Source organism: Pseudoalteromonas sp. SG43-8 (genome assembly GCF_014164245.1).
Taxonomy (GTDB): Bacteria; Pseudomonadota; Gammaproteobacteria; order Enterobacterales; family Alteromonadaceae; genus Pseudoalteromonas; species Pseudoalteromonas distincta.
Window position 1 is genome coordinate 188,702 of sequence record NZ_JACJEX010000006.1, and the last position, 12,628, is coordinate 201,329.

The 12,628-nt window shown below is 38.6% G+C and carries 9 protein-coding genes; 4 read left to right on the forward strand and 5 right to left on the reverse strand.

The genetic code is table 11. The annotated features are described in order from the left end of the window. The first annotated feature begins 26 nt into the window (after positions 1 to 26). Positions 27 to 2,696, forward strand: coding sequence for a bifunctional acetate--CoA ligase family protein/GNAT family N-acetyltransferase (locus H5122_RS13300; RefSeq protein WP_182682841.1), 2,670 nt, complete (start codon positions 27 to 29; stop codon positions 2,694 to 2,696). Next, the gene (locus H5122_RS13305) at positions 2,696 to 3,649 is read left to right on the forward strand and encodes an ion transporter (RefSeq protein WP_182682842.1); all 954 of its coding nucleotides are present in this window, start codon (positions 2,696 to 2,698) and stop codon (positions 3,647 to 3,649) included. The genes H5122_RS13300 and H5122_RS13305 overlap by 1 nt, the downstream gene beginning before the upstream one ends. 16 nt (positions 3,650 to 3,665) lie before the next feature. Here the strand turns inward: H5122_RS13305 and H5122_RS13310 are convergent, their stop codons facing one another. Genes H5122_RS13310 through H5122_RS13320 form a run of 3 tightly spaced genes read right to left on the reverse strand, consistent with a single transcriptional unit; the run spans position 3,666 to position 8,813 of the window. Next, a complete protein-coding gene (locus tag H5122_RS13310) occupies positions 3,666 to 8,168 on the reverse strand; it encodes an EAL domain-containing protein (RefSeq protein WP_182682843.1) in 4,503 nt (1,500 codons plus the stop codon). Positions 8,169 to 8,193: 25 nt separating this feature from the next. After that, positions 8,194 to 8,595: a GNAT family N-acetyltransferase gene (locus H5122_RS13315; protein ID WP_024596205.1), complete on the reverse strand. Its 402-nt coding sequence runs from the start codon at positions 8,593 to 8,595 to the stop codon at positions 8,194 to 8,196. 14 nt (positions 8,596 to 8,609) lie between these two features. Then, complete coding sequence (locus tag H5122_RS13320; RefSeq protein ID WP_002962585.1) at positions 8,610 to 8,813, reverse strand: DUF3283 family protein; 204 nt, start codon at positions 8,811 to 8,813, stop codon at positions 8,610 to 8,612. Positions 8,814 to 8,932: 119 nt separating this feature from the next. Here H5122_RS13320 and H5122_RS13325 point away from each other — a divergent pair, with 119 nt between their 5' ends. Next, positions 8,933 to 9,631, forward strand: coding sequence for an ABC transporter substrate-binding protein (locus tag H5122_RS13325; protein ID WP_182682844.1), 699 nt, complete (start codon positions 8,933 to 8,935; stop codon positions 9,629 to 9,631). Here the strand turns inward: H5122_RS13325 and H5122_RS13330 are convergent. Both H5122_RS13330 and H5122_RS13335 read right to left on the reverse strand, forming a co-directional pair. Beyond that, the gene (locus H5122_RS13330) at positions 9,628 to 9,873 is read right to left on the reverse strand and encodes a DUF1289 domain-containing protein (protein WP_008170756.1); all 246 of its coding nucleotides are present in this window, start codon (positions 9,871 to 9,873) and stop codon (positions 9,628 to 9,630) included. The genes H5122_RS13325 and H5122_RS13330 overlap by 4 nt on opposite strands. 104 nt (positions 9,874 to 9,977) lie before the next feature. Continuing rightward, entirely contained in the window at positions 9,978 to 11,111 is a 1,134-nt protein-coding gene (locus H5122_RS13335) for a 1-acyl-sn-glycerol-3-phosphate acyltransferase (protein WP_154903727.1), read from the reverse strand. Positions 11,112 to 11,500: 389 nt separating this feature from the next. Between H5122_RS13335 and H5122_RS13340 the strand changes: the two genes are divergently transcribed. Further along, positions 11,501 to 12,445: a D-2-hydroxyacid dehydrogenase gene (locus H5122_RS13340; protein ID WP_154903722.1), complete on the forward strand. Its 945-nt coding sequence runs from the start codon at positions 11,501 to 11,503 to the stop codon at positions 12,443 to 12,445. Positions 12,446 to 12,628: the final 183 nt, after the last annotated feature.

Below are 12,628 nucleotides of genomic sequence, written 5' to 3' on the forward strand. Positions count from 1 at the left end.
AAAATTTAATCAGCCTAGGAAAAACCATGAGCCTTAAGCGTATAACCCAATTTTTTAACCCAAGCTCAGTGGCCGTTATTGGCGCCTCTAACATATCAACTCGGGCTGGTTTTGTGGTTATGCGCAACTTACTTCAGGGCGGTTTTAAAGGGCCGATAATGCCTGTTACTCCAAGCCATAGCGCAGTACATGGCGTACTTGCTTACCCCTCTATTGCTGACTTACCAAAAGTACCCGACCTTGCTGTTATTTGTACTAACAAAAACACCTTAATTGATATTATTGAGCAGCTTGGAGAGCTTGGCTGTAAAACCGCTATTATTATTGCCGATGGGCTGTCTGGGGAGCAAAAAAGCGCGCTTAAAGCATGCGCTCAAGCCAAACAAGTTACTTTGCTTGGACCCAACTGTTTAGGCTTGCTGATCCCTCATATTGGGTTAAATGCGAGCTTTTCACATACCGTGGCAAGCCCAGGTAAAATAGCATTTTTATCGCAATCAGCAGCAGTATGCTCAACCATTTTAGATTGGGCTAAAAACAAAGAAATTGGCTTTTCATATTTTGTATCAGTAGGCGATTGCCTTGATATAAACTTCAATGAGCTACTCGACTTTTTAGGTCGTGATGCTAAAACAAAAGCTATTTTACTCTACATAGATAACATTGAAGATATTCGTGGCTTTATATCAGCAGCAAGAGCCGCGGCCTTTAGTAAACCTGTAATTGCGATTAAAACAGGTAAAACAACTGCAGGCGCACTTGCAGCCGAAATTCACACCGGCGGAAAGCAAAGCTCTGACGCTGTTTACGATGCGTTATTTCAACGAGCGGGTATGCTGCGTGTAAATGATTTACGAGAGCTATTTGCAGCGACACAAACACTCGCCATGCATCCAAAATTATTAAAAGTAGAACAACTGACAATTTTAACTAATGGTGGCGGCCCAGGTGTTATGGCCGTTGATGAGCTAATTCAAAGCTCCGGTAAATTAGCAGAACTAAGCATTGAAACCCGAAATGCACTAAATAAAGTAATTCCGCAATCAGAAACCACCTCAAACCCTGTGGATATTTTTGGCGACTCAGCACCTGCGCGTTATAAGCAAGCATTAGAAATTTTACTGCACGCAAAAGAAGTTAAAAACTTACTGATTATCCATACTCCCTCAGCGCTTGCGCCCAGCGAAGACTACGCCAACATTATTGTAGAAACCTTACAAACATTACCTAAAATGGCACGCCCTTACGTTATAACTAACTTTATGGGTGAAGACGCATCTTACGCTGCCAGAAAAGTGTGCTCAAACAACGCAATACCCACTTATCGTACGCCCGAAGGGGCTGTAGGCGCGTTTATGCACTTGGTAACGTATCGTCGTAACCAAAAGCATTTAACGCAAACACCTGAGTCGAATACTGATGACGCTAAAATAAATAAGGTGGCAGCTAGAACCCTTATTAATGAGTTTTTAGATGATGGACAAAGCTACTTACCTACTCATCAGGCAAGCCAAGTATTGAACCACTATGGTATTAAATGCATTCAAACTGAAGTGGCTTACACCCCAACAGAAGCCAAAGAGCAAGCCATAGAGCTTGGTTTTCCAGTCGCGCTGAAACTTATTAGCCCAAGTATTGCTTCAAAGTCTGAGGTAGGTGGGGTGGTGCTTAATTTAAACGACGCCAACGAAGTTGAACAAACTGCTTTTGCGATGCTTATCCGTATTAAAAATACGTATCCGGATGCTGTTATTGAAGGGTTTTCATTACAAAAAATGGCGCCGCGAGCAGGCGCTAATGAGCTGCGAATTGCTATTAAAACCGAGCCTAATTTTGGCCCAGTTATATTATTAGGTGAAGCAGGCACTGGCCTTGAATATGCACAAGCCGCCGTTGCTCTGCCTCCACTAAATATGAATTTAGCAAAGTATTTAATTGCTGCAGCGCACGATAAAGGCGTACTAAAGGAGCGCATACTCCCAGAAAAGGTTGATAAGTATCGTTTATGTGCACTGCTAACGCGTATTTCTCAGTTAGTTATTGATCAACCCGATATAATCTCAATGGAACTAAATCCTATACTTGCCAGCAATGGGCAGTTTTTAGTGCTCGATGCCACCATGACACTTAGCCGCTATCAAGCTCAGAGCAATCGTAAGCGCTTATCTATTCGTCCCTACCCTATTGAACTCGTTGAAGTGGTAACACTTAAAAACAACACTCAAGCTACGCTCAGACCGATAAAACCGGAAGATGAACAAGCTCATAAAGTATTTGACGAGTCACTTAACAAAGAAGACAGATATAAACGCTTTTTTGGCGAGCTTCCACAGTTTAACCACGATCAACTCGCTAAAATGACGCAAATTGATTACGACCGTGAAATGGCGTTTATTGTGTGCCAACGCTTTGAAGGTAAAACCCGTACACTGGGTGTGTCTCGCGTCATTATGGACCCCGATAACCTACATGCTGAGTTTGCTATTGTAGTACGCTCAGACTGCCAAGGCTTAGGGCTTGGTCGTATACTAATGAGCGCTGCAATTAATCACTGCAAACGCCAAGGTGTAGAGTCGATTGAAGGCATAACCTTACCAGAGAATACAGGGATGATTGAACTTGCCCGTAAGCTAGGTTTTAAAATTAGTCGCGACTTTGAAGAAGGCAGTATTAACATGGTACTTAAACTTAAATAATGAATGAACCGCAAACTTTACGCCAAAAAATGGCTTGCCTGTTTGAAGGTACAGGTCAATATCAACGTTCAGGGCATATTCTTGATATTGCACTCATTAGCTTAATAATGATTAACGTTGTAGCCATTGTTATTGAATCAATTCCAAGTGTGGCAGAGCAGTATTACAACGAATTCTTAGTTTTAGAAATTGTCTCGGTCGCTATTTTTGCTATTGAGTACTTAGCCAGGCTTTGGGCTTGCGTAGATAAAACACGATATGCAGCAATGGAAGGCTCGAACAGTAAACGCAGATTAAAGTATTTTTTATCACCACTTGCGTTAATCGACTTAATAGCGATTTTGCCAAGCTTAATGATGTTTTTATTTCCTCTCGATTTACGTTTTTTACGCATACTCAGATTATTAAGGGTATTTAAACTCACTCGCTACTCACGCGCCATGCAGCTACTTTTAAAAGCCTTTAACGATGAAGGTAGTTCATTAATGGCTGCTTTTTTTATTATGGCCGTCGTGCTTATTTTAGCTTCATGCGGAATTTACTTAATTGAGCACGACATACAACCCGATAAATTTGGCTCTATTCCTGCGGCTATGTGGTGGGCAATGGCAACACTAACAACCGTTGGTTATGGCGATGTAGTACCTATAACGCCATTGGGTAAGTTTTTCGGCGGGGTTATTACACTACTGAGCATGGGAATGGTTGCAATACCTACCGGTTTACTGGCGTCTAGTTTTTCAGAACAAATACGTAAACGCCGCCAATTTTTTGAAGACGCTGTGCACGAGTCAATTCAAGATGGCACACTTAATGACACCCAACAAGTACACCTAGAAGAGCTACGCCATAAGCTAGGCTTGAGTAAACTTGAAGCTAATAAGGCCATTAAAACGCAGTTAAATGAGCATAACAGCCATTTGTTTTGCAGACACTGCGGTAAAAGGCCCTAAATCCGTGCGACTATTCTCAATTAAATATATCACTCCAATTGCGATTAATAAGCGGGAGTACTTCGGTATTAGGTACCGGTTTACTAAATAAGTACCCTTGAAAATGCATGCATCCTCGCGCCTTTAAAAAGGCGAGTTGGTGCGAGCTTTCTACGCCTTCAGCTACACATTCTTTACCTAAACTATCCGCAAGCGCGAGTATTGATTGAATAATAGCTTCATCGTCAGAATCTATGCCTATGTCTTGTACAAAGCTTCTATCTATTTTTAGTACATCAATAGGAAAACGTTTTAAATACGTAAGTGATGCGTAACCTGTACCAAAATCATCCATGTACAATCTACAACCCAACTTTTTAAGTTGTTCCATGCTATGCAGCGCTTCTTTTGAATCACGCATTAATATTGATTCGGTTATTTCAAAAACAATTGCCTCAGACGATACACCCGCTTTACTTAACGCTCTTCTAATTTCAGGAACAAGGTCTTTAAACTCAAAATCTAGTGCTGATAAGTTAATAGATAAATACAGGTTAGGTGAGGCTTTTCGCCACTCTTTTAACTCCAATAAAGCGCGCGCAAAGGTCTGCAGCATAATTTTTGTGATTAAGCCTATTCCCTCTGCTGCCATCGAAAACTCTTGAGTTTGTACTAGTTTATTTTCGGGCCAACGCAGTAGTACTTCAAAGCCTTCTGTTTTTTGGCTCTTAGCATTAATAATAGGCTGATAGTAATTACAAAACTCTTCTTCTCGATACGCTCTAGTAAGCTGAGATTCAAGATGCAGCGCTCTTTGAACATGCTGGTTCATCTCTTGCTTATAAAACTGGTAGCGCCCTTCTAAAGAGTCTTTTGCATGATATAACGCTATACTCGCAGCTTTTAAAAGTGCGGGGCCTTGCTCTGCGTCATCTGGCGATATCGACACACCAATACTTAAATTAACGTTTACAACTTGACCATTAATCGTAATATTTTGATTCACGCAATCCATCAACTTAGTACATATTATAAGTACTTGCTCTATCTGATGAATATCCTCTACTAACACAACAAACTCATCGCCACCAAATCGCGCAACACTATCCGATGGTCGCAAAGAGCACTTTAAGCGCTCAGCAACTTCTTTAATTAGCTCATCAGCCGCTTCGTGCCCTAATGAGTCATTAAAGTATTTAAAACGTTTAATATTGATATGTAACAAAGCCACTTTGCATCCATGCAGTTTTGCTTGTTCAAGGGCATGTTCAACGCGGTCATTAAATAATGTACGATTTGGCAGCCCAGTTAAGGCATCATAGTTGGCCAATAAGTGCAGCTCATTTTCAGCTGATTTTTGTGCGTTTATATCGGTTAAAATAATGACATAACTATTAAGGCGCTGCTCGTTATCGGCCACTGCACTTATTTTCACAAGTACATGACGCGATTCACCATTAGCTAGAACCACACTGTCTTCACACGAAAAATGCTCCCCAACAGATAGCTTTTGCATAATACGTAAATAATCAAAACGATTGCTGCGCGATATACCTAAATTTAAAGTCCGGCTAGATAACGACTCTGCGGAGAAATTAAAGGCGGTTTGCAGTGATTTATTAGAAGCCCGAATATTTAAGTTTTTATCGAGTATAAACACCCAATCACGTGTTTGCTCAAATGCTGCCGTAAATAGTAAAGCGTGTTCTTCAAACACCATCTCACGGGTCATATTTGTATAAGTACCCGCTACTTTTTGTGGAGTTTTATCATCCCACTCAACTACTTTTCCAAAGTCCTTATACCAGCGCCAATAGCCTTTTGCATGGCGCAGGCGGTAGGTACAATTAAAGTAACCTTTATCGGTAGATAAAAACTCAAGCCACTCTAAGCGAAATAGCTGTTTGTCCTGCGGATGAATTTTAGATAAATATTCATCAAGGCTTACGGTTTCATTTTCGTAGCTTAACTCACTCGCTAAGCGAGGTTGGTAAATGCTTGGGTTGCTCGACTCCCAATCCCAGACACCCGATTCGCTGCCTTCAAGTGCTAATTTTAAACGCGCTTCGCTTTCTTTACTTTCTTTATTTGCTGCCAATAAAATACGCTGAATTTTATTACGGCGCATAACCCACATAGCAACAAAACCAATAAACAGCATGGCGTAAAGCACCATAAAATAAGGTGCACGCCAAAGCGGATACTTTACTTTTATTTTTAAAATAGCAGGCGAGGTATATTCGCCAGTCAGCGGATCTTTAGCCCAAACTTTTAATTGATAATTACCGGGATTCAATTTTGGAAACAATACGCGGTTGTTATTTCGAGTATAACTTTTTTGTCCGTTATCGAGTTGATACTCATAAATGATGCGTTCTTGGTTACTAAATGCCATAGCCGAAAATGCCACTTCAAGCCCAATATCATCATGGTTTAACACAACCTCGTTAAGAGGCTGTTTTAAATCAAGCGATAGATCTCGTGACATTAAATCAACTCGCGTAATATTTACGTGATCAATAAGTGACTGGTAATTTTGGTTTTCCATTGGGTGAAAATAAGTGAAACCTTTTAAGCTACCATACGCAATATGGCCATCTTTAAGCTGTGCCATGGCGTTACTATTAAACTCAGCAGAGAGTAGCCCTTCTGACGTAGAAAATTGTTGAAAATGAAGTGTTTCTGGGTTTAATCGCCAAATGCCTTTATGGCTACTCATCCAGATCATGCCATCATCATCTAGCACCATATCGTAAAGCAATGTGCCTAATTTATTCTTCTCTAAATCGATTGTATGTACTAATTGATAAGTAGATGCGTCAAGGCCTATCAAGCCAAAATTAGAAAGTGATATCCACAATATATTGTTGTTATCAATTAAATAAGAAAGCACGCTAATGGCTACGTTTTCGTGCTGCTTTGGCACTTTGTAAATCATTTTAAGTGCTAAATCACTTGGGTTTACTTGATATAAAATTCCAGCATTAAAAAATAGTGGCGAGTCTGGCTTATTGCTCAACGCGGGTAAAAAGCCATGAGCTAAAAAGGGTTCAAACTGGTCAAACTGGCCACCCAGACGCGTTATTACTTGAGAATCAATATTGTATATAAATACCCCATGATCTGAGTGCACAAAGTATAGATCGCCATTTGGCATGAGTGTAACGCCATGCACTCTACCAGTAATCAGCTCTTGATCAGCAGGGTTATGCACTTTTGGTTCGCTAACTTGATGCGTTACAGGGTCAAAAATAAATAAACCACGGTTTGTATAAAGCCATAAATTATCTTTATAGGGCGTTATTTCATATACGGTAAACTCAGTGGTGAGTAAGTCGACTTTGTAGTCTTTTAAATAAGCTTTACCAATATTTGTTTTTAAATCAACCTCGGTAATACCGTTATGCGTTGCAAGCCAAAGCTTGTCTTTATATTCGGTAATCCCCCAGATAGAGTGATGTGATAAACCATCCCCTCCGAGCAAAGTGCCATCGACATTATTAAAATGATAGCTGTCGTGAGATAAGTAAAACGCTCCATCAGTCTTAGTCGCAACCCATGTACCACCCGATTTATCTTTAGCCATATCAATAATACTGGTATCGGCAAGTGTGTACTTACTTTTGGCTATTCGAGTATTTTTAATCATCTCTTTTGTGTTTAAATCAAATTTAAACAAGCCTTTGTCGGTAGCTAAATCTATTGTTCCGTGTTCGTTTACTATGCTCCAAACATTTAAGTCACTTAGTAATACTTTACTTTTAAAAGGTAAATCTGGGCGTTCAAACATTTTTGATAAGTTACTAATATCAACTTCGTATAAGCCTTGTACCGCCCCTACTAACAACTGTTTATTTTCACCTAATGCGAAAGACTTCACATTATTTTGGTAAATATGTTCAGCTTCACCTTTTAAATGCTGTAGAGGTCTAACTTGCTCGGTGGCAATATCAAATACGTATGCACCATGGCTTGTACCTATAAATATATAACCATTGTAGGCAAACAGCTTTCTCACAAGAGTATTTTTATATTTAGCCGGAAGCTCAAAAATAGTTGTTATTTTTCCGGTTGCTATATCAAGCTTTGCAAAATCGCGGCCTCGCCCAATCCAAAGTGTTTTTTTATCAACGGCCACCATACTAAAAACAGACTGATTGATAATTTCTTCTTCACTGGTCGGTTTTTCTAGAAATTGCTGATATGAATCTGTTACGGGGTCGTATCTAAACAGGCCTGCAAGTAAAGAGGCTATCCAAATGTGCCCTTGAGGGTCTTGGTAAATACGATCGATGATCGCCTCTTCTAACTCACCATTAGGGCCGTTTATTGGAATAACTTGATAGCCATCATAACGATTAAGCCCGGCCTCTGTCGAAAGCCAAAGGTAACCGTTAGTGTCTATAAGCATTGTATTAACGTAGCTTTGCGATAAGCCTTCGCTAGGAGATAAACGTTTTACTTGTGCCCCTACTTGGCAACTTAGAATAGTTATTAAAACTACAAAGCAACTAATGATCCCATTAACGTATTTACTCATGCTTATTCCATATTATTATTTATTATTATGGGTACTCTAGAGCGACTATATTTCGATGTTTGTAAGTATCAAAAAGTACTTGTAAAGCAAGAGTATATGTTAACACCTGGTTAAAACCAATAGCACAATATAAATCAGCTACGTTTTCATATGCGAAGGTCTTTATCTCTCTATTTTGCGACTTTAAGAGTGTTGAAAGCAATTGTTTTGCAATCCCTTTACCGCGATGTTCCAGCGCAACAAACATGGTAGATAAAAATAAAAACTCTGTTTTATCTTGTAACCTACATGCTGCCACTATTTCATTATTATAGTAAGTAACCCATACCTTATCTTGTTTATTAGCACGCCCTCTTACGCTGTGCTTTTTGTAGAATTTATTCACAAGTGGGGTTTTTAGTTCATTTAACACTTCAACTTTATACATTTTTATATCGATATTTAGCTAAGCATTAGCGCTAAATACTGTTCAAATTTTTGTTTCAAAACCATTTGCTCTGCCATTGGGCGGCTGTGGATTGTGTTGTAAACTTGCTCTCTCGTTTTTTTATTACGCTTAATTTGATACGCCCAAAAAGACGCTTCATAATCTAACTGAATTTGATATTTTTCTTCACGTGGTAATAGGCATAAATTAAAACTCACAATACTTCCTCATTCGCTTTTAAGATTATTTGATTCCCCCTCTAAACTGGGCAAGAGGTAATCTCCTTGTTATTATACGCGTCTTATTTTATTTATTTCTGTAGTAATTGGAACTGATAATGAATAGACATTTTAGTATCTTGTTATTATTGGTAAATTTATTTTTTAGTGCCTCTTGTTTTAGTCATCAATACAACCTCACTTTTAATCGTCCGCAAAGTACACCTCAAGCTGATTATGCCTTAGAGCTATTAAAGTTAGCATACGCAGATATCGGTTTTAAAATACATATAATCGATTTTAGTCACCAAAATGCTTTGCTCGCTGCAAATAATGGCGTACTTGATGGCCAGTTAGGAAGAGATGCAAGCGTTGAAGAAAATTACGAAAACTTAATTAGAGTCGATTATGAGCTATTTAAGTTTGACTTAGTATTATATAAAAACTGTTTACCTAACAGTTTAGAACAGCTCGATAGCGTCGCAATCGTTGATGGCTACCCTGTGCAAGAACATTATTTAGCAAGCACACAGTTTGCAGGGAATATTATTAAAGTTAAAAGCATGAATACCCAACTTAATTTGCTTGCTCAGAAAAAAGTACAGGGAGCCTTAATGATTAACTTTATAATGCAAAATAATGAGCTCCCGTCACCTCAAGGCTGTTTTGTAAAAGAAGTGTTGAATACTTATCCGCTTTATCATTATTTAAATAAACGTAATGAAAACTTAGTAGAAAAGCTTAAAATGTCATTAATTAACCTAACTAACAATGGCACTGTGTACGCACTAAGAGCTAAATATGGATTAAGCTTTTAAAAGTCGAACCCTTGCTGCTGCGCCTGCGTGCTTGGCACTGCATTTTGCTGCTTTTTTTGAAGGTAGCGCTTGTAGCGCTGCTGGCACAAACTAAGCACTTTCTTTTTTTGGTCGTTCGATAAGGTATTCCACGAAAAGCGCTCATCGCGACTACGATAACACCCTTTGCAATACCCTCTGTTGTTAACTAAGCAAATACTTTTGCAAGGGCTTGGAATATCAAATATTTCAATTTGTTGCATGCATAAGTACCGCCCAGTTGAAGAGGAGGTATTAGTATAGCGTTATTTTTGAGCAAAAAAAAAGCAGCAATTTAATTGCTGCTTAGTTTTTTGAGCTGGGATTATTAATACTCACAGCTATTGGTATTTATCTCTGTTTTACGGTGAAATGGCTTAGCGTACATGGCCAGCACTAACGGTTTTAACTCTTCTGGTACACAGGCTAAACGCTGTTCAAACGTCGCTGTATCTGGAGAGTCTATTACCGCCTCTTTACAGCCACCAGCAATGTAATTACCTGGGTGCAAATAAAACGAATCTACAATTTGCCTATCAATTGTTTTAGCAAGCTCTTCAGCACTATCACATTTAGATTCGATTGGTTGTCCAAATGCTAAATGCACATGCCCTTTAGCTGAACTAAAACCTTCAACAATACTGGCAATATCTTCACCCGCTGACTTAATATATTCACCATGATGCTGTTTATGATAAAGCTCTTTAGCCTTAGCAATTGCACACGGTTCATATTGATAAGAAATAGAAACAGGCACTATTTTTAACTCTTTAATATAATCGCCAAATTCTTTCTTTTGTTTACGTCCATTTAATTGCAACATTTTTAAAAGGGCAGGATCTGTTTGATCAAAACCGTCTTTTGCACGCCCTTCTTTTTGTGCAATCCAAATAGAATTTCCACCGATTAAAGAGTCATAGATATATGACGATAACTGGGTTAATGCTTTTAACATTTCTTTTGGTGCTTTAGCAGAGCGCTTAACAATAAAACTTTTATTTAAACGCATAAGCTCAGTAATGTAAGGTATTTGCAATAAATTATCGCCAATAGCAATACGCACTGTTTTCATTTTATGCTGATATAAACCCCAATTAACTAATGCAGGATCAAGCACTATGTCTCTGTGGTTTGAAATAAATAAATAGGCCTGGTTAGCATCTAACTGATCTAGCCCAGAAAAGGTAACTTTTGATGTGGTGCGCTTCACTAGTTTATCTAAGTATTGCGCCACTTCATTTTGCACATCTTCAACGGTGCTTACTTTGCCCCATTTTTTGCGTAACTGACTTCTTACCATTGGACGTGCAATAAAAGGCACTGCCGATAAAAAGCGCGGTAAATTATACTTTGCTATTACATCAATAAACGCATCATCGTTAATCAAACGTGTAAGCGACGCCGCAACTTCGTCGTCGTTGTATGGGCGTATATCTGCGTATTTATCTTCTAATTCACTCATTACTACATCTACAATGTTAAAAAACGGCACGCTAAAGCGCACCGTTTATGTCTATATCCGATTATAACTCAGCCAATCTAAAATGCGAAATAACCAAAAAAACGATTTTTTATTTTAGCAACTTGCTTTAAAGCCGAGTTTAATTACCTTCTATGACCATAGGCTTGCTTATAAGTGCAATAAAACTGATCAGTCTAGCAAAATACCATGTTCTCAATCTGCTAGTGGGCAGACCACTACTACATAGACCTCTAATCATTTGGTAGTAATGCCATTAACAAAGCCTTTCTTTCGTAGTACCTTAAGCTCATATTTTAGATTTTTGATGGATCGTAAGCCTCTTTTTTACGATTTTAACTCTTTCAGATCCACTTATTTTAGGGCTCATAATGAACATTACTATTCTTGATAACGCAACGTTAGCTAAAACATCTCTTTCGTGTATAGAACAACTTGGTAAATTAACGACTTATGAACTTACCAGCCCAGAGCAAGTTATTGAGCATTGCCAAGGCGCTGATGTATTAATCACTAATAAAGCAGTTTTGAATCGCGATACGATTAGTCAGCTAACACAGCTGAAATTAATTTGCGTAAGTGCAACCGGTACTAATAATGTTGATTTAGAAGCCGCTAAAGAATTTGGTATTGCCGTAACTAATGTAGCTGGCTACTCAACCCCTTCAGTTGTTCAACATACATTTTCTTTAATTACTAACTTACTGGGTAACACCCACCGCTATCAGGCAGATTGCCAGCAAGGCGCATGGCAAAAAAGTGAAATGTTTTGCATACTCGATTACAGCTTTAACGACTTACATGGTAAAACATTTGCCATTATAGGCGGCGGTACACTAGGCAAAGGCGTTGCTAAAGTGGCTGAGGCATTTGGCGCTAATGTTATTGTTGCAGAGCGCAAAGGGGTTAAATGTCGTGATGGTCGTACGCCTTTTGAAGACGTCATTAAAACAGCCGATATAATCAGCGTACACTGCCCGCTTACAGATGAAACACGTGATTTAATTGCACTTAATGAGCTTAAAATGATGAAGCCAAGCGCTATAATTATTAATACAGCACGTGGTGGTATTATTAACGAAGCCGACTTAGCAACAGCGCTTGAGCAAAACCTAATTGCTGGAGCGGGTGTTGATGTACTAACTAAAGAACCTGCTGAAGCTTCAAATCCACTTGCTAATTACACAGGCAATAACTTATTACTTACTCCACATATTGCATGGGCAAGTACTGAATCTATTGTGCGTTTAATTAATGAAGTAAGTTTAAATATTGCGGCATTTACTAAAGGTGAATCACGCAACCGCTTGGTTTAATCATTTTATTGTAGTAATCAAATAAGCTAAAAAATGGCTGTTTTTACTAATATATTTAATATTTTATTAGATAAAAACAGCTTAACTCACTTAACAAACTGATTCATAACAACTTATTAATATGGTCTACTCTTTGCTTTAATACAGTTAATAACCAATTAAAAATCTTATTAAGGTAAATAA